The 17,921-nt window shown below is 54.2% G+C and carries 14 protein-coding genes; 5 read left to right on the top strand and 9 right to left on the bottom strand.

Annotated elements, in window-relative coordinates; all coding sequences use genetic code 11:
• Positions 1-267: 267 nt before the first annotated feature.
• Positions 268-4,194 (top strand): EAL domain-containing protein, encoded by a 3,927-nt coding sequence (locus V6D20_04435; protein ID HEY9815040.1) that lies wholly within the window; start codon positions 268-270, stop codon positions 4,192-4,194.
• Between the two features lie 3 nt (positions 4,195-4,197).
• Here the strand turns inward: V6D20_04435 and V6D20_04430 are convergent, their stop codons facing one another.
• The 6 genes from V6D20_04430 to V6D20_04405 form a co-directional block, all read right to left on the bottom strand.
• Positions 4,198-7,299 carry a TIR domain-containing protein gene (locus V6D20_04430; GenBank protein HEY9815039.1) on the bottom strand — a complete coding sequence of 1,034 codons (3,102 nt, stop codon included), beginning with the start codon at positions 7,297-7,299 and terminating at the stop codon, positions 4,198-4,200.
• A 522-nt stretch (positions 7,300-7,821) separates the two neighbouring features.
• Positions 7,822-8,004 carry a DUF4278 domain-containing protein gene (locus tag V6D20_04425; protein HEY9815038.1) on the bottom strand — a complete coding sequence of 61 codons (183 nt, stop codon included), beginning with the start codon at positions 8,002-8,004 and terminating at the stop codon, positions 7,822-7,824.
• A gap of 267 nt (positions 8,005-8,271) precedes the next feature.
• Positions 8,272-8,952, bottom strand: a complete 681-nt coding sequence (locus tag V6D20_04420) for a hypothetical protein (GenBank protein HEY9815037.1) — start codon at positions 8,950-8,952, stop codon at positions 8,272-8,274.
• Positions 8,953-9,263: 311 nt separating this feature from the next.
• Positions 9,264-10,271: a GTPase Era gene (gene era, locus V6D20_04415; GenBank protein HEY9815036.1), complete on the bottom strand. Its 1,008-nt coding sequence runs from the start codon at positions 10,269-10,271 to the stop codon at positions 9,264-9,266.
• Positions 10,272-10,339: 68 nt separating this feature from the next.
• Positions 10,340-11,206: an ABC transporter ATP-binding protein gene (locus tag V6D20_04410; GenBank protein HEY9815035.1), complete on the bottom strand. Its 867-nt coding sequence runs from the start codon at positions 11,204-11,206 to the stop codon at positions 10,340-10,342.
• The gene (locus V6D20_04405) at positions 11,196-12,530 is read right to left on the bottom strand and encodes a branched-chain amino acid ABC transporter permease (protein HEY9815034.1); all 1,335 of its coding nucleotides are present in this window, start codon (positions 12,528-12,530) and stop codon (positions 11,196-11,198) included. The genes V6D20_04410 and V6D20_04405 overlap by 11 nt, the downstream gene beginning before the upstream one ends.
• A gap of 416 nt (positions 12,531-12,946) precedes the next feature.
• Here V6D20_04405 and V6D20_04400 point away from each other — a divergent pair, with 416 nt between their 5' ends.
• Positions 12,947-14,533 (top strand): glucose-6-phosphate isomerase, encoded by a 1,587-nt coding sequence (locus V6D20_04400; GenBank protein ID HEY9815033.1) that lies wholly within the window; start codon positions 12,947-12,949, stop codon positions 14,531-14,533.
• Between the two features lie 39 nt (positions 14,534-14,572).
• Here V6D20_04400 and msrA read toward each other — a convergent pair whose 3' ends face one another.
• The 3 genes from msrA to hisF form a co-directional block, all read right to left on the bottom strand.
• Positions 14,573-15,055 (bottom strand): peptide-methionine (S)-S-oxide reductase MsrA, encoded by a 483-nt coding sequence (msrA, locus tag V6D20_04395; GenBank protein HEY9815032.1) that lies wholly within the window; start codon positions 15,053-15,055, stop codon positions 14,573-14,575.
• A 360-nt stretch (positions 15,056-15,415) separates the two neighbouring features.
• Complete coding sequence (locus V6D20_04390) at positions 15,416-15,700, bottom strand: hypothetical protein (protein HEY9815031.1); 285 nt, start codon at positions 15,698-15,700, stop codon at positions 15,416-15,418.
• Between the two features lie 222 nt (positions 15,701-15,922).
• A complete protein-coding gene (gene hisF / locus V6D20_04385; GenBank protein HEY9815030.1) occupies positions 15,923-16,639 on the bottom strand; it encodes an imidazole glycerol phosphate synthase subunit HisF in 717 nt (238 codons plus the stop codon).
• Here hisF and V6D20_04380 point away from each other — a divergent pair.
• From V6D20_04380 to V6D20_04370, 3 genes are all read left to right on the top strand, one after another.
• Positions 16,617-16,865: a hypothetical protein gene (locus V6D20_04380; GenBank protein ID HEY9815029.1), complete on the top strand. Its 249-nt coding sequence runs from the start codon at positions 16,617-16,619 to the stop codon at positions 16,863-16,865. The two genes, hisF and V6D20_04380, sit on opposite strands and share 23 nt — an antisense overlap.
• A 66-nt stretch (positions 16,866-16,931) precedes the next feature.
• On the top strand, positions 16,932-17,135 hold the full coding sequence (locus tag V6D20_04375; protein HEY9815028.1) for a DUF2862 domain-containing protein: 204 nt from the start codon (positions 16,932-16,934) through the stop codon (positions 17,133-17,135).
• 199 nt (positions 17,136-17,334) lie between these two features.
• Positions 17,335-17,921, top strand: a 587-nt coding sequence (locus V6D20_04370; GenBank protein HEY9815027.1) for an ArsA-related P-loop ATPase, incomplete at its 3' end; no start/stop codon positions are given.

Genomic DNA, 17,921 nt, shown 5'->3' with positions numbered 1-17,921 from the left:
TGCAGAAACATAGAGGATCGTGGGATGATTGGATCTAGTGCTATGGGGCAATCGTTATCCACATGTCATCACCCACACTCCATATCCTCAAAATCAGGGCATTCTAGACGTAGGGGTGTAGCTCGAATTCCACGTTGGGATCAACAGACAACGTCTAGTTTTGGGATGTGAGTCAGGGAATGACGGTGCGACCATCGGCTGTGATCGCATCGAGTGGCTGTAATCTTGCTCTTTCCCCAGACACTGGCTGGGACTTGCATAAGCAGTATGTATAAAAACGAACAAGATTGTGGACATAATAGTACTCAGGCACCTTTCGTTGTCTGTGGTCAATTACGTTCGTCTCCAGGTTCAGAGTGTCGGGCGATCGCTCCAGCATCCATGGGTTGGATTACGTCGCCTTTACTGGGCTTGGAGGATCATCCAGAACTGTCGGAGGGGCAAATGTTAGAGGCCAGTGATACCTCTGCGATTACCGCCTTGCTCGGCATTCCGTTAGCGATCGCCCACCCTCAGGATGGACGTATTTTGTATGCGACTCCTGTCTTGGCTGAGCAGTTAGCCATGCCGTTGGATGGGCTTATTGGGCAACCCTTGTCTGCCATCGTGGAAGATGTCTGCCATCTACAGTGGGTTGCGCATTGTCAAGAGCACCCCAACGATCAGCATCAAGCGATCCGTCGATTGCTGCCACAACCGGATCACGATTCTTGTGTCGAGGCAGAAGCAGGTGCGGGCGATCGCTGGATAGATTTACGCTATGCATCGGTTGTCTTTGAAGGGCAGCCTGCCCTAGCCATACTGGTCTATGACATTACCTCCCAGACCCAAGTTGCTCAAGAACTGCGGGGACGAGTAGCTCAGCAGGAAGCGATCGCCCATCTAGGACAGCAGGCTATTGCTGAGCCTGATCTTGCGTCCTTGCTGAGTGTGGCGGTGGTGGTGGTGCAGGAGACCTTAGGGGTTGACTATGTGCAGATTTTAGAGCTGCTGCCCAATGGGCACACCCTTTTGCTGCGTAGTGGTGTGGGCTGGCAGGATGGCATGGTGGGGAATGCGACCATTAGCACTCGACCAGATACCCAAGCGGGCTATACGCTGCTGCATCAGAAGCCTGTGATTGTGAAAGATCTGCAGATTGAAACCCGCTTCTCGGGTGCACCCTTCCTGCATAATCACCAAGTCGTGAGCGGGATGACGGTGGTGGTGCCGGGAAAGCAGGATGGATTTGGCGTTTTGGGGGTGCATACGCGCCTTTATCGTCGTTTCACCCAGGATGATGCTAACTTTTTGCAGGCGATCGCCAATGTGCTAGCTGCCGCCATTGCTCGACAGCAGGTGGAAGATAATCTGCGGTTGATGAAGCGAGCGATCGCGGCTAGCAGCAACGGTATTGTGATCACCGATCCGACCCAATTAAACAACCCCGTTATTTACGCTAACCCTGCCTTTGAGCGGATCACCGGCTACAGCGTGACTGAAATCATTGGGCGCAACTGCCGTATTTTGCAGGGAGCTGATACGGCAATAGAGGCAAAGCAGCACATTCGCCAGGCTCTGCAGTCGCACCAAGACTGTCATGTGGTGCTGAAAAACTACCGTAAAGACGGCACGCCGTTTTGGAATGAGCTGTTCATTGCGCCGGTGTTTGATGCCAATGGCTATCTCACCAACTTTGTGGGTATCCAAAATGACATTACCCAGCACCGTCAGGCGCAGGAGCGCTTGCTCAATGAATACAGTTTGTTAAATGGGATTCTGCAAACGAGTGTGACGGCGGTGATTGTGTTTGATCACACCGGCGCGATCGTGTTTGCCAATGATCGGGCAGAAGAGTTGCTGGGCTTGAGCACAACCGAACTCATGCAGCAGCAGTATGACTCGTTGGCATGGACGGTTTGCAATGAGGATGGTTGTACTCTGCCTGGGGAGCAGCCGTTTCAAACCATTGTGCAATCTGGGCAGCCATTGTTTAACGTCTCCGTGATGATGACGCGGCATGATGGATCCATCCGCTACTTGTCGATGAACGGATCGCCGCTACGGGATTCTGAAAGGGCGATCGCTGGGGTGGTGTTCTCCATTGCTGACATGACTGAGCAGCGTCGGATGGAGGCAGCTCTGCGTGAGAGTGAGTACCGGCTGAATAGCATCCTGGATTCCCTGGATGATGTTGTTTGGTCGTACTCGCCGACCATGACTCTGCTCTACGTGAGCCAAGCCGTGGAGACCGTGTATCAACGTCCGGTGGCAGCCTTTCGGGAAGCATCTAATCTGCGGCTTGAGATGGTTCATCCCTATGATCAAGGGGTAGCCCAGACCAGTTTACACAACCTGCTCATCACGGGACAGTCGGACTGTATCTACCGGATCATGCGCCCTAGTGGAGAAATTCGCTGGATTCGCGATCGCGCCCATGCGGTTTATGATGCCCAGGGGCAGGTGCTGCGCTTTGATGGCATGAGCAGCGACATCACCGATCGTAAACGAGCTGAGGATGACCTGCGCAAAAGTGAAGAGCGCTTCCGCTTGACCTTTGAGCGCGCCCCCATTGGTATGGCTATGACCACCCCGGCGGGACAGTTTTTGCAAGTGAACCAAGCTCTATGCCAAGCCTTGGGGTATAGGGAAGCAGATTTGCTGAAGCTTACGGCAGATGCGGTGACGCATCCAGCGGATATTGTCGCCGATCGCCTGATGCTGCAACGGTTGCTGGATGGAGAACTGTCTGATGTGCAATTGGAAAAGCGCTACATCAGTCAGGATGGCAGCTTGGTCTATGCCATTTTGCAAGTGGCGCTCATCCGCGATCGCTATGGTGCGCCCCTTCACGTGATCCATCAGGTGATCGATATTACCGCCCGTAAACGTATGGAGGAGCAAATTCTCCACGACGCTCTCCATGATGTGTTGACGGGGTTACCCAATCGTCTCCTCTTCCTCGATCGCCTCCAGCAGGCCATGGCTCGGGCCGAGCGCGATCCTTCCCGTCAGTTTGCGGTGCTGTTCCTCGATATCGATCGCTTTAAGGTGGTGAATGATAGTTTGGGGCATCGTGTGGGTGATCAACTCCTGAAAGCGATCGCTGAACGCTTGGATCAATGTCTGCGTCCTGGTGATACTATTGCCCGTCTGGGAGGGGATGAATTTGCCCTGCTCCTCGACAATATTCACGGCGCAACCGGCGCGGCCCACGTGGCTGAACGTATTTATCAACTGTTGCAATTGCCCTTTCACCTGAATGGCTATGATGTCTTTGCCACCGTGAGCATTGGCATCACCCTCAACATGCAGGGCTATACCGAGCCAGAACATTTGCTGCGCGATGCTGATACAGCCATGTATCGAGCTAAGGAGAATGGCCGAGGGCATTATCTGCTGTTTCAGACGGATATGTATGATCAGGCCGTCGCTGTTTTGGAACTAGAGAGCGATCTGCGTCGAGCGATTGAGCGGCAGGAACTGCGGGTCTACTATCAGCCGATTGTTTCCTTGGTGACAGGAAAACTATCGGGGTTTGAGGCCCTGGTGCGTTGGCAGCATCCTAAGCGTGGTCTGGTCTCTCCGGTTGACTTCATCCCCATCGCTGAAGAGACGGGATTAATCATTCCCATTGGTATGTGGGTGCTGCAAGAAGCCTGCCAACAGCTACAGGCTTGGCGATCGACCCTGCCCCAAGCCGATCGCTTGATTATGAGCGTGAATCTATCACCTCGGCAGTTGTCTAGCCCGAACCTGGTGGACGATATTCAGCATGTGATTGAGCAAGTGGGCTTGCCTCCCCACTGTCTCAAACTGGAAATAACCGAAAGCGGCATTATGGACAATGCTACCCATGCGGCGGCGCTGCTTGAGAGCTTGACCCAGCGCGGCATTCAGTTATGTATTGATGATTTTGGTACGGGGTATTCATCCCTGAGCCGTCTTCATGCCTTTCCCATCGGTATGCTCAAGATCGATCGCTCCTTTGTCAGTGAGATTATGCATGACGAAGGGAAAGCCAAGATTGTGCAAGCCATTGTGGCCTTGGCCCATGCTCTAGGAATGGGGGTGATTGGGGAAGGCATTGAAACCCCTGAACAGCTTGCGGCCCTGCGATCGCTCCATTGTGATTCAGGGCAAGGCTATTGGTTTGGTAAGCCTGTACCTGCCGACGACACGGTGGAATTGCTCAAGAAAGGACAAGTGTGGTGAACCTTAAGAGCTGCAGAGTTGGCGATCGCTCTCACTGAGGTTGGCATGGCGTAGATAGTCCTGTAGCCAACTACAGCCAAGGGTCATCAATTCATCAAGGTTGCCCAGCACGTTGGTATCCCAAAGGAGGACGGTGCGATCGTCACTGGCGGAGGCGAGAAGGTGACCATCGGGACTAAAGCTGAGGTTATTCACGGTTCCCGTATGACCTGGCAGGGTAGTAATCAGCGTGCCGTCCAGTCGCCAGAGCTTCATGGTGCGATCGGCGCTAGCAGTGGCGATGCCGTCGGGAAAAAACTGCACTGCCACCACGCCATCACTATGCCCCTCCAGTGTTGCCAAGCGGTTGCCCTGTCGATCCCACAAGCCGACGGTGTTGTCGTAGCTGGCGGTGGCGATGGTTTCCCCATCGGGACTAAAGACGGCGTCAAAGATCCAGCCGCTATGGCCCTTGAAGGTTTGGAGCACCTGCCCGTCTAGGCTCCAGAGTTTGGCCGTGGTGTCCCAGCTCCCGGTGAGTAATGTTTGACTGTCGGGACTGAATTGCACAGTCAGGACGCCGTTGCTGTGGGCTTCGATTTGCCGAACAAAACGACCGTCCCGCGTCCATAGCCGCACGGTTTGGTCATCGCTAGCGGTGGCAATCCAGCGGCCATCAGGACTGAAGACAACCGCATACACCGGTGCGCGATGGCCTCTGAGGGTATGGAGCAAGGCTCCGGTCTGCGGGTTCCAAAGCTTAACCGTCCAGTCAGAACTGCTGGAGGCTAGCTGCTGACCATCGGGACTAAAACTCAGATCCCAAATGGATGAATCATGGGCTGTGATTGAGCGTTCTTCCGATCCATCAAGGTTCCAGATTTTGATGGTGGAGTCTGCTCCGGTGGTGGCCAGGTGTTGGCCATCAGGGGAAAACTCAACGTCGTAGACCTGCCCCGTATGGGATTGCAGAGGGGTGAGCCATGAGCGATCGAGGCTCCAGATTTTGATGCTGCGATCGCCTCCAGCCGAGGCCAACCAAGCTCCATCGGGCGTAAAGCTGAGGCTACGGACTTGGGAGGTATGACCGCCAAGGGTGGAGACTAAGCTGCCATCCAGCCGCCAAAATTTGATGGTTTTGTCGGCGCTAGCCGTAGCGAATTGGCGACCATCGGCGGAAAATCGCACTTGGTGGATCAGGTCATCATGGGCCTGCACGGTGCGGATCGGGGTGCCGTCGGCGCGCCAAAGTCGTACGGTGTGATCCCAACTGCCTGAGATCAGAAATTGACCGTCGGGACTAAAGTCGATGGCATAGACCCGAGCGGTATGTCCCTGCAGTTGCCGAAGGGGACTGCCATCCGATCGCCACAGCCGCACGGTTTGGTCATCGCTAGCCGAGGCAATCAGCCGACCATCGGGGCTAAATCGCACATCGCGCACGGCTGCACTATGCTGGGTGAGGGTGGTGATCGGGGTGCCGTCGAGCTGCCATAACCTTACGGTGCTGTCGTCACTGGCGGAGATCAGGCGTTGACCATCCGGGCTAAAGCGGACATGATTCACGGCGGCGCTATGGCCTGTAAAGGTGGTGACTAAGGTGCCATCCGATCGCCAAAGTTTAATCGTTTGGTCTTGCCCCGCTGAGGCAATGAGCTGACCATCCGGGGAAAAGGAAACCCCTAGCACCGGCTGGGTATGGCCTTCTAGGCTATGCAGCAGGGTGCCGTCGGGTCGCCATAATCGGACGGTGCGATCGCCACTAGCGGAGGCAATAATCTGCCCATCTGGGCTATAACTCACATCCCAGACAATGCCGTTATGCTGCTCTAGCTGATTGCGTTCCCGTACCCAGAAGATGGCTTGCTGGAGAGCTGTAAGCACCTGGGCCTGCAGCTCAGCAGGAGGTCTGCTGTAGGCAGCTTGGAGCTGGTATCCGGCTCGCATGGACTGCAGCAAGGCATCAAAACGCTGATTTCCACCAAAGAGAGCTTCTGAGGCTTGGGTGAGCGCGCGAATCCGTTCATGGTCAGCTTGATCCCGCAGGTTCTCGGCCAATAGGCGATTGCGTTCGGCTTGTTGGTAGAGCAAGAAGCTGCTGCCTCCCAGACCTACAGCGGCGATCGACACGAGGGTGATAATCCCCAGCCAACGACGCTGGCGCTTGAGGGTCACGTTTTGCTGGTGCAGTGCTGCGGCCTGTCGAGCTGCTTCAGCTTGGCTAGAAGCCAGAATATATTCATGGTGGAGAGGGGCAGGAGCTGGCACTTTACTGCCGCTGCCGCCATACCACTGTTCTGCATCATGAAGATCGCTGCCCCGCAATAGAAAACTTTCATCTTGCTGGCGATCGCTCCATTCCTTGGCTCGAATGAGAATGCGCGTATGCATTCGCACATAGTCGAGGTCGGTGTCTAACGTGGTGACTAGTTTGCGAATACTTTCCCCAAACTGATCGACATCGCGGACAAAAATCCAGTTGAGCCGGGCGAGTTCGGGATGCACCTCACTAGGATTGACGTCCTCACAAACGACCGGAATCATCCGTTTGCTATTGAGCAGGGCATGATTGATTTCCTGGGTACAGATAGGAGACTGAACTGAGGCAGGACTGAGAACAAAAACAAAGGTATCCGCAAGTTCAATACCTAGCTCAATTTCTTTCCACCAGTCCGCTGCCGAAGGAATACTCTCCCAATCCACCCAAATTTCACGACCGTGCTTTTTTAGGGCATCATAAAGCCGTTGCACAAAGGGTTTGTTGCGTCGCGAATAGGAAATAAAAATATTGGCTGTGGGACTGTTGTGATCCAGAATGTCCCAAATGTTTTTGGGCATCTGGCGACCGCTCTTGGCTGCAAGCTGAACACGATAGCGAGGTGGATGGCCGGCTACAACCTGCACATAGCTTTGGCTAATCAGTTCCTCTAGGATCGGCTGAAGGGCGATCGCATCTTGCTTAAGATGCTCTTCAAGATCAGCCATCGTCACTTCATCGCGACGGAGCATCCAGTTGACAATACGCTGTTGCTCCTTGGGCAGAATCAGCAAATCTGCCACATTGAGACCGCGCTTTCGGCGTGAACGGCCGACGGGTTGGAAGTCTCCAAGGGAATTGGAGGTCATGATGTAGAAACTCCCTGATAGACAGCATGGGTGATGATGGTGCTCAAGCTAGCGTGACAGTGGCTGACTTGGGCGTTGATGCTGGTTTATAGATACGGTCTATGAGATGCGCTGAAATAGAGATAGATACCCTAGTTAAAACGTAGTTTAACGGTTAACTCTGATACGAGGATGAGCAGATAGGGGGTGGGATACAAGGGGAGCGATCGCGTTCATCTATGTATCAATTTTGCATCAGTCCCATGAGTCAACAGCCTTGATAACGTGAGCTTGACCATCATCATGCCGCCATAGATGTGGATGGGCTCAAGTCCGAATTTTAGCTTTTCACCATCCTGATCTGCTCAAACGGTGTCTATTGAAACCCGAATGGTTGTATCAATCTATCCCGTGATCAAACTCATAGGGCATAGGAAACCCCCTAGACCTGAGTCTAGGGGGTGATTGTTCAAGGTGCTGCTTAGACAGCCTTGGCAAGCGTTGATAGTAGGTTGAACTGGTTGTTTGTAGTTTGTATAAGGTTTAGCGGTGACCTAAGTAGTTAATGCCACGGTAGGTCAACACTTGGACACTGTCAGGAACATGGACAATTGCACCGTCGAAGGATAAGGCTGCACCTCGATAGGTACCTTTCAGGGATGTTTGGATGCCTAGTTGCTTGGAAGACTTGGGCGTATATTCAATGCCGCGATATGCATATTTCATAGTGACGATTTCCTTGGGGGACGAGTGAACGATTTTCGGGCTGTTGCTTACGAACGACGTTGTCATCTTGGAGAAGGTGAACGATTAGACGTTTAGCAACTAATTTGTGCTTGTAATCAGAACTTCAGGGGCGATCGCGTTCCTTCCTTAGGAAAGCTGGTGTTTAAGATCCGGCTGGGGCGTGACGGTTGTCATAGTGCGATCGCCCCTAAGTTGCTGTGGCATGGTTGTGAGGGTAGAGGAGAGTCCCCCCCACCTGCGATCGCCTCAAGCGTTGATGGGAAAAGAGGTAGGATTCGGTAGCTCGGAATCACGGTGGCGGGAAGCCGTAACTTGAGGTTCACCAAGGGTCGTAGGATTCGGTAGCTCGGAGTCACGGTGACGGGAAGCAATGGCTTGAGGACCACCAAAGGTTGTGGGGTTGGGTAGTTCAGAATCGCGGTGACGAGAAGCGATGGCTTGAGGTCCGCCGAAGGTCGTAGGATTCGGTAACTCGGAATCGCGGTGGCGAGAAGCAATGGCTTGAGGTCCGCCGAAGGTCGTAGGATTCGGTAACTCGGAATCGCGGTGACGAGAAGCAATGGCTTGAGGACCACCAAAGGTTGTGGGGTTGGGTAGCTCAGAGTCACGGTGACGGGAAGCCGTAACTTGAGGACCGCCAAAGGTTGTAGGATTCGGTAATTCAGAGTCACGGTGACGGGAAGCAATGGCTTGAGGACCACCAAAGGTTGTAGGATTCGGTAGCTCAGAATCGCGGTGACGAGTAGCGATGGCTTGAGGGCCACCAAAGGTCGTAGGGTTAGGTAGCTCAGAATCGCGATGACGAGAAGCGAGTTCTGTTTGAGTGGCTGCGGCAATGCGGTTGATGGCGGTGGGGGTGGCGATCGCTTCCAGGGCAATGGCGGAGAGGGCGAGGAGAGAAAGACCGGAAATGATAGTGCGTTTCATGGGGAACTCCTGAAGTATTGAGTGAGGTGTTTTCCTTCAACACTTATCAGTATGGGGGTGGGGGCTGAAGCCTATCTGAAGTGCGGTTAAGAGTTTCTCCCAGGTTCTTCTCAGCAAATTCCTAGGTAACCTGAGTTCGGGATAAGCTGAAAACCTCATGCTTCAGTGAGCTAAGATCTTGATTCTTTTGTTCAACAAGCTGGAAAATCTCCTCAACCCGAACTGACGCCATACCACAAAACCCGCATAGGCGGGTTCATAGGGTTCGGTGAGTTGGAACGCAAGATTGACAGAGGTCAGCAGCTTCTTTGTTATTCTTCGACTTGATAGCCTAGCTCTGCTAGGTGCATCCGCGATTGTCGCCATCTGGGCTGAACTTTCACAAACAGCTCAAGGTAGACTTTGCCCATGATCAGCTTTTGAATTTGGGTGCGGGCGGCGCTGCCGATCGCTTTTAGCATTTGTCCACCTTTGCCGATCAGGATGCCTTTTTGGGAATCGCGTTCCACATTGATGGCAGCGAAGACGCGGGTCAGGCTAGGGGTTTCTTCCACCCGTTCAATGGCGATCGCCACCGAGTGGGGCACTTCCTCGCGGGTGAGTTGCAAAATTTGTTCGCGGATCAGTTCGCCCATGATGAAGCGTTCGGGCTGGTCGGTGACTAAATCCGGTGGGTAGTAGTAGGGGCCGGGATCCAGATGCTGCATGAGCTGGTGCTGTAGCTCGGGCAATCCTTGACCGGTGAGGGCCGAAAACTTGGCGGTAGACCATCCGTGGGGTTCGGCGAGGTCGCGATAGGTTTGGTCGAGGGTGCCCCGTTCTGGATCTTGGGTGTCGGCTTTATTGAGGCCTAGGATCACCGGTACGGGAGCATGGCTGAGCAGGTCGGCAACGTAGCGATCGCCCCCGCCAGCTTCGTTGGTGCAGTCCACGACAAACAGCAGCACGTCTACGGATTGAATCGCCTGTTTGGCATTTTGCACCAGTACTTTGCCCAGTTGGTGATGGGGTTTGTGAATACCGGGCGTATCCACGAAAATAAATTGGGCTTCGGGAGTGGTGAGGATGCCCCGTAGGCGATTGCGCGTGGTTTGGGCGACGGGAGAAGTGATGGCGATTTTCTGCCCCACCATCTGGTTCATCAAGGTCGATTTACCCACGTTGGGCCGGCCGACGATGCCCACAAAGCCGGAGCGAAACCCAGGCGGAGCCACAGGAATGCTGGGAATACCCCAGGCTTGTAAGGGATCGGTGGGTGATGCTTCCGAGGGGCGATCGCCGGCATCGGATGGTGAGGTCTGGATCGGTTCGTCGGTCATCCCTGAGTCCTGCTGCGCTGTGCGGGTTTGTCGAGCATCCATCTTAGCAGGTGCAGCCAGCCGGGTGCCTATTGGCCAAGGTAGGCTTCTAGGACGGCTGGATTGGTTTGGATTTCGGTAGGGGTGCCGGTGGCCAGGTTGCGCCCTTCTGCTATCACCCAAACGCGATCGCACAGGGACATGATTACGTCCATATTGTGTTCAATAATCAAAAATGTCATGCCCTCCCGGTTCCACTGCTGAATGTGGGTGCAGATTTGATTAATCAGGGTGGGATTGACGCCGGCTGCTGGTTCATCCAGGAGGATCAGCTTGGGATTGACCATCAGAGCGCGGGCCATTTCCAACAGCTTGCGTTGCCCGCCGGACAAGGAACCGGCATACTGATGGGCCATGTGGGAGAGACCTACGGAGTCTAGGATTTCTAGAGCGTGGCGGCGTTGTAAGCGTTCTTCTTTGGCAATTTGTCGCGATCGCGTCCAAACATTCAGCAGCGCTTCGCCGGTTTGTTTTTGGGTGGCCAGCAGCATATTGTCGAGGACGGATAGGCGAGATAGCACCCGTGCTACTTGAAAGGTGCGCACTAGTCCGCGCTGGGCAATTTGATGGGAGGGCAGGGGATGGATGGGGGTGCCGTTAAACATCACGTCGCCGCTGTCGGGGCGTGTGAAGTTGGACAAGAGATTAAACAAGGTGGTTTTGCCCGCACCGTTGGGGCCAATCAGCCCAATAATGCTGCCCTGAGGTACCTCTAGAGAGGCATGATCCACGGCCCGCACACCGCCAAAGGATTTGCAAAGATCCTGGGCGGAGAGCAGGGGCGGCAGGCTAGCATCAAAGGTGCGATCGCTCTGGGAACGTTGGGCAGGGCGATCGGTGGATGGATGATCAGTGGATGGAGGATCCATGGGTTGCGGTGATGGATTATCGACCAAGGGTCAGCTCCTCCTTGTTGCCTAAAATCCCCTGGGGTCGCCAGACCATCAGCACCATCAGCAGGAGGCCAATCATCATCACCCGGAAGGCACCCAGACGGGCATCATCGAGGGGAATAATGTCAGACAAGATGAAGCGGGTCACGCTTTGGTAGGCCCAGAAGATGGCGGCTCCCAAAATGGTGCCGAGGTTGTTGCCAGCGCCCCCAAGGACGACGATCGTCCAGGCATTGAAGGTGAGTAGGGGTTGGAAGTTGTCGGGATAGACGACGGTGAGTTGCCAGGCATAGAGCGCGCCGGCCAGTCCGGCAATAAAACCGCCTAGCATGAAGGCTTGCAGCTTATACCAAAACACATTTTTGCCTAGGGCGCGGGCCACGAACTCGTCTTCTCGGATGGCTTTGAGGATGCGTCCCCAGGGCGATCGCACGAGGGCCTGTAGTGCCTGGTAGATCAGGGCGACCAGCAGGACGGCGATCCACATGAGTCCATTTTTAGTGGGGTTGCGATCGTAGTGATAAAGGGCGATCGCGGCAATGGCGGTCAACCATCCGCCCAAGAGCGAGAGGATGGACACCCACACTAAGGATAGGGCGGTTGTTCTAGCGGCTAGGGGCATGAGGAAGCGCTTGGCTAGCCAGGCATAGAGCAGGCTGGTGCCCACGATGGCAGATAGCAGCCCTAAACCTAATACCCAACTGGGTAGGTTAGCGGCGGCCTTCAGCGATCGCGCCCCCAGGCCAATTCCCACGATCAGGATACTGAGCGATACGAGGTACCCCAAAATCGGCACTAGGCTGGTGACGAGCTGCGATCGCGAGATCGATTGAAGCTGCTGTCCCATCCATCTCCAAAGGCTGCTGTAGGCGATACCGATCACCAAGAGAAGAATGGCGATCATGCCCAGTCGGGTAGGAAGGTTGGGGCTAAACTGCCCTAGGGGTAGGGGATAGCGCTGGATGCCGAAGGATCCTCGGGTCAGCCATTCTTCATTGAGGGCGATCAGGCGCACAATTTCTGAAACACCGATGGTGACAATGGCCAGATAGTCTTCCCGCAGACGCAGGGTGGAGAAGCCAATCAACAGTCCTAGGGTGGCGGCTAGGGTTGCGCCCAGGATGACGGCTCCGAAAATCTGTAGGGGGAGCGGTAGCCATGGAATGTCAATGGAGCTTAGCAGTGCCGTGGTGTAGGCTCCTAGGGTCATAAAGGCGACATGGCCGAAGTTAATCAGCCCCGTAAATCCCCACTGTAGATTGAGCCCTAGCCCAAAAATAGCGAGGATAGCGGTAAAGATAATGAGCGAAACGATGTATCCTTCCATACCGTTACCATGCAAGGTAATACTGCCAGGAGCGAGAGGGCAGGGCAGGAACGGTCATCTTCAGAAGATAGCCAAGTCCTCGGCGCGCTGATCCGTTGCTGGGGCAGAGTTTGAATTTTATCGCATTCGGTGGAGCATCCTGTGTTTAGTCTACCGATCGCTCAAGGTTGGACATGTATTCTAGACATGCATTGACGCAGAAGATAGACATAGATTCAGGACGATGGATGCATCAAGGCAAGATTCTTGGAGAACCTTGAATATGCCTTAAGGCACGGAGTCCGGTTGACCGAACTCGGTAAACTGGTAGGGGTTCCATCACGAGCCGCCGGTCGAGAGAGTTGACCTACCACCCTAGGGTGGAGCAATGGATATCTTATTGATGTCACTACATAAACATTTACGTGAGAGTTTCTATGGATGCGATCGCACTCTGGCAACGGTATCAAGATTGGTTGTACTACCACAGTGGTTTGGGGCTCTACCTCGATATCAGTCGGATGCAGTTTGATGATGCGTTTGTGGAGGAGATGCGTCCAAGGTTTGAACAGGCCTTTGCCGATCAGGTCGCTCTAGAGGGAGGAGCGATCGCCAACCCGGATGAAGATCGTATGGTGGGCCACTACTGGCTGCGCAATCCCGACCTCGCACCGACCCCTGAACTCAAGCAAGACATTGTTGAGACCCTAGAGCAGATCAAAACGGTTGTTCACAAAATTCATACCGGCGAACTGCATCCACCCCAGGGCGGCAAGTTTACCGATGTGCTCTCGGTGGGCATTGGTGGATCGGCCCTAGGGCCCCAGTTCGTCGCCGAGGCTTTAGCCGATCCCAACCCGCCGTTGCGGATGCACTTCATTGACAACACCGATCCCACCGGCATCGATCGCGTCTTGGAACGCTTGGGCGATCGCTTAATTTCCACCTTGGTGATCACCACCTCCAAATCAGGCGGAACGCCGGAAACCCGCAACGGCATGATGGAAGTTCACCATGCTTACCAGGCTCGGGGTCTAGAGTTTTCTCGCTATGCGATCGCCGTCACCGGCCATGGCAGCACCTTGGATCAGGTAGCCAAATCCGAAGGCTGGCTTGCCATGTTCCCCATGCATGACTGGGTGGGAGGACGCACGTCGGAAATGTCGGCCGTGGGGCTGTTGCCGGCGGCGCTCCAGGGCATTGATATCCAAGCTATGCTAGATGGCGCAGCGGAGATGGATGTTGCTACCCGAGTGCCGACGCTGGAGAACAATCCGGCGGCGCTTCTAGCCCTGAGTTGGTACCATGCCGGCAATGGAAAGGGCGATAAGGACATGGTGATGTTGCCCTATAAAGACAGTCTGCTGCTGTTTAGCCGCTACCTGCAGCAGTTGGTGATGGAATCCTTGGGCAAAGCCACCGACCTCGATGGCAATACGGTGCATCAAGGCATCGCGGTGTATGGCAACAAGGGGTCAACGGATCAGCACGCCTATGTGCAACAACTGCGGGATGGCGTTCCCAATTTCTTTGTCACCTTCATCGAAGTCTTGGGCGATCGCTCCGGCCCATCCATCGAGGTGGAACCGGGGGTGACCAGCGGTGACTATCTGTCGGGGCTGCTGCAAGGAACCCGTCAGGCCCTGTTTGAAAACCAGCGCGATTCCATTACGGTGACCATTCCTGCGGTAACACCTCGCATGGTGGGCGCTTTGATTGCTCTTTATGAACGCGCAGTGGGCATCTATGCTTCCTTGGTCAATATCAATGCCTATCATCAACCGGGCGTAGAAGCAGGCAAGAAAGCTGCCGCTGGTGTCCTCAGTTTGCAGCAGCAGGTGGTGAAAACTTTGGGCGCAGCCAAGCAACCCCTATCGCTCAAGGCCTTGGCCGATCAAGTGGGCGCTCCCGATCAAGTCGAGACGATCTACCGAATTGTGCGCCATCTCCATGCCAATCAGCGGGGAGTTGTGCTCAAGGGCGATTTGGCCCGTCCCAGTAGCTTGGCGATCGCTCTGGAGTAGAACAGGCATCTAGCGTTAGACTACAATCGGCGATCGCTTTTATGCTTGGCCCGCCTGTTTCTTAGCGTAATAGTTCTGATGAGCATCCTCTGCCATATAGAAGGCTGAAACCGGCTGAATCTGAGTTTGCAGCGGGCGATCGTATTGACCGGACTGGATGATCCGCTGTTTGGAGGCTTGGGCCCGCTGTTCTTGATCAGCACTATGGACAAAAATCATAGAGCGATACTGGGGGCCCTTGTCAGGGCCCTCGCGATCAAGCTTGGTGGGATCATGGATGCTCCAAAACACCTCCAGGAGTCGATCGTAGCTGATGCAGCTTGGCTCATAGTCGATCTGCACGGCTTCCACATGTCCAGTCATGCCGCCACAGACATCTAGATAGCTGGGATTCAGCCAATGACCACCGGTGTAGCCCACCGCTGTGTTCACAACGCCATCCAGTTGGCGGAACGACGCTTCAACGCCCCAAAAACATCCAGCAGCAAAGGTTGCAGTCTGTGTGGATGGAGTAATATTCATGGCTAACTTCTCTGCGTTCTTACTGCATCCAGCCGTAATCTGGCTAGCTATGTTCACCATAAGACGGAACTTACGATGTGTCTGCTATCTCGGTTGCTTGTCATGGAGGCCCTGTGCCGATAGCGATCGAGGGGGGAGGGTGGGTTAATCCAACGTGAGTCTCCAACGAAAGGGGTGCGGTAAGGCACAAAAAAACATTGGAGATCCAGTTCCCCAATGCATCCTTTGTTGTCGTTATAATCGTTTTCGTTACAGTTGTTATAATTCTGTTGTTCGAATAGCTAATCTTTTAGTTAGAAGCCAGGGCGATCGCTCTATGTAACGCGGTCGGTTGATATGAACCACGTGTTTGAGGGAATGCTAATTCTGGGCGATGCGAGGAGAGGTCTCGACCCAGCTAGGATAGTCTTCAACTGAAACAGTCCAGCCTGACATATCTTCTGAGAGGTAGCTACGTTGGGTCATGTCGCTCATATAGCCGACGTAGTGCCCCATTAAAAAGTAGACGCCAACTAGGCCGGCGGCGGCACTGGAAACAAGGAATCCTGCCAGCATTAGCGAAAACTCATGGCTCTCCACGGCTTGCTGCATGAGGTGTAATGCCCAGGCAACTAGACCTATAACTAAAAATAGGATTAGAACCATTGCTTTTCTTAAATGTGCGTTAACTAAAATTAACATTCCACTCATTGTAACAGTTTCTTTTACAAACGCACAGGCTGAGGCAGGGGTGGTGTCTGCAGAAAACCTTAAGACTTTTGGAAGGGCGATCGCTCCCCAGATCGATCAAGCCTATAGCTGGCAAGGTATTTCGGGTGCTTAAGGTGAGAGCGATCGCTGGCTGGTGGCGCAGGTGGACGGGACAGGTTAGTGTCGTACTGGAATCTGTTGGGAGGCTAAATACTCCTTAATCTCAGAAATGGTGAGTTGACCATAGTGCAGTAGAGATGCTAAGAGAGCTGCCTCGGCTCCTCCATCCGTCAACGCTTCGCCAATATGGGCGCAGGTGCCGGCTCCGCCAGAGGCAATCACCGGAATTTGCACGGCGTTGGCAATGGTGCGAGTCAGCTCTAGGTCATAGCCTGCCTGGGTGCCGTCGGCGTCCATGCTGGTAATTAAGAGTTCGCCAGCGCCGCGTTCAGCCACATCTTGGGCCCAAGCGATCGCATCCAGTCCTGTATTCTCGCGACCGCCCCTGATGTAGACATCCCAGCCAGGATTGGTAGGATCGGGACGACGACGGGCATCAATGGCCACCACGATGCATTGGTTGCCGAAGCGATCGCTGGCTCGGTTTATAAAGTCTGGATCGCGCACGGCAGAAGAGTTAATGCTGATTTTGTCGGCTCCCGCCCTTAACAATTTTTTAATCGATTCTAAGGATTGGATACCGCCGCCCACCGTTAGCGGAATGAAGACTTGCTCCGCTGTGCGATAGACCACGTCAAAAATAATGTCTCGATCTTCATGGGTGGCGGTGATGTCTAAAAAGACCAGTTCGTCGGCCCCAGCTTGGTTGTAGATCTGGGCCAGCTCCACTGGATCCCCAGCATCCTTCAAGTTGACGAAATTGATCCCCTTCACGACCCGTCCTGCTTTTACGTCTAAGCAGGGTAAAATCCGCTTTGCCAGCATATCCATCACCTATACGCCAGCCCTTATGGTAAACGACTCGGTGGCGATCGCTGCTGAGGAATTTCATCTTTTTTCGGTGCCACGGGGCGATGGCGTGAGGGTCACCCACGAAATTGCTGTTGATTGGGGAGAGAAAAGTTACCAGATTGGGGCAGCCAGGCATTCAAATGAGTAACTTCAGGCTGATAGACTGTGAGATGGTTTGCTATGGATGGTTTATTAGTTGTTGGGACTTGTTTGAATGGCGATCTTAGAAGTAGGACAAAAGGTTCGGCTCTGTCGGCTGCGCGATCGGACGTCGGATGATGTGGTGAAGCGCTTGGGTAAAACGGGTGTGATCGAAGGCTTCAAAATGGTAGACGGCAGTGGTGTGGGGCTGGTCGTCAAGTTTGAAGATGATCAGTTTTCCACCTGGTTTTTTGAGGACGAGCTGGAGATGGCATGAGCTTGAGTGGCGGCGATCAGTGGCGGGTTTCCTCGCATGTTGCCCTCCCGTGACCCATCCAATCAACTAGGCTACCGTCCCGATTGGTACGGCTATCATCCTGCCCTGGGGGTATCCTTCAGGGCAGACGTTTGGCTAGCCTAACAAAGGAACACTCCCATGGCTTTGTTCCAGATGTCGATTGCGTAGAAGGTCAACCATGTCATTTATTTTGACGTTTTTAGGAAAAGGGGGCACAGGTCGCAGCACCATGGCGATCGCTGCTGCTCGTCGTTTTGCTGCTCAAGGGCAGCGCACGCTACTCTTGGGGCAAGACCCAAGTCCAGGATTTGCAACGCTACTGGGGCATGACGTCGGGACAAGTCCGGCAGCGATCGCCCCTAACTTGTCCGTAGTGCAGCTCCAGACCGTCCATTTGTTGGAGCAAAGCTGGGATGAACTCAAGCGCCAAGAGGCCACCTATCTGCGCACCCCATTTTTCAAGGCCGTCTATGGTCAAGAGCTGGGCGTGCTGCCGGGCATGGATACAGCCCTAGCTCTGAATGCTTTGCGGGAGTACGATGCTAGTGGTTCCTATGACGTCTTGGTCTACGACGGGACGGGGGATATGGCGACCCTGCGGATGCTGGGAATGCCGGAAATTTTGAGCTGGTACCTGCGCCGTTTCCGCACCGTTTTGAGTGAGTCGGATTTAGGTAAAACCCTTTCGCCGTTTGTGCAGCCCATTGCCGGAGCGATTTTGAATGTAGACTGGTCGGGAGATATTTTCTCCTCACAGCCAGCCGG

Source organism: Candidatus Obscuribacterales bacterium (assembly GCA_036703605.1).
Lineage (GTDB): Bacteria > Cyanobacteriota > Cyanobacteriia > RECH01 > RECH01 > RECH01.
This window is presented reverse-complemented; position numbering and strand designations above follow the sequence as displayed.

What these genes read in the sequence shown, in the direction of transcription:
- V6D20_04435 (HEY9815040.1), top strand. Translation starts at nt 268, where the DNA reads ATGTATAAAAACGAACAAGATTGTGGACATAATAGTACTCAGGCACCT.
- V6D20_04430 (HEY9815039.1), bottom strand. Translation starts at nt 7,299, where the DNA reads ATGACCTCCAATTCCCTTGGAGACTTCCAACCCGTCGGCCGTTCACGC.
- V6D20_04425 (HEY9815038.1), bottom strand. Translation starts at nt 8,004, where the DNA reads ATGAAATATGCATATCGCGGCATTGAATATACGCCCAAGTCTTCCAAG.
- V6D20_04420 (HEY9815037.1), bottom strand. Translation starts at nt 8,952, where the DNA reads ATGAAACGCACTATCATTTCCGGTCTTTCTCTCCTCGCCCTCTCCGCC.
- era (HEY9815036.1), bottom strand. Translation starts at nt 10,271, where the DNA reads ATGACCGACGAACCGATCCAGACCTCACCATCCGATGCCGGCGATCGC.
- V6D20_04405 (HEY9815034.1), bottom strand. Translation starts at nt 12,530, where the DNA reads ATGGAAGGATACATCGTTTCGCTCATTATCTTTACCGCTATCCTCGCT.
- V6D20_04400 (HEY9815033.1), top strand. Translation starts at nt 12,947, where the DNA reads ATGGATGCGATCGCACTCTGGCAACGGTATCAAGATTGGTTGTACTAC.
- msrA (HEY9815032.1), bottom strand. Translation starts at nt 15,055, where the DNA reads ATGAATATTACTCCATCCACACAGACTGCAACCTTTGCTGCTGGATGT.
- V6D20_04390 (HEY9815031.1), bottom strand. Translation starts at nt 15,700, where the DNA reads ATGGTTCTAATCCTATTTTTAGTTATAGGTCTAGTTGCCTGGGCATTA.
- V6D20_04375 (HEY9815028.1), top strand. Translation starts at nt 16,932, where the DNA reads ATGGCGATCTTAGAAGTAGGACAAAAGGTTCGGCTCTGTCGGCTGCGC.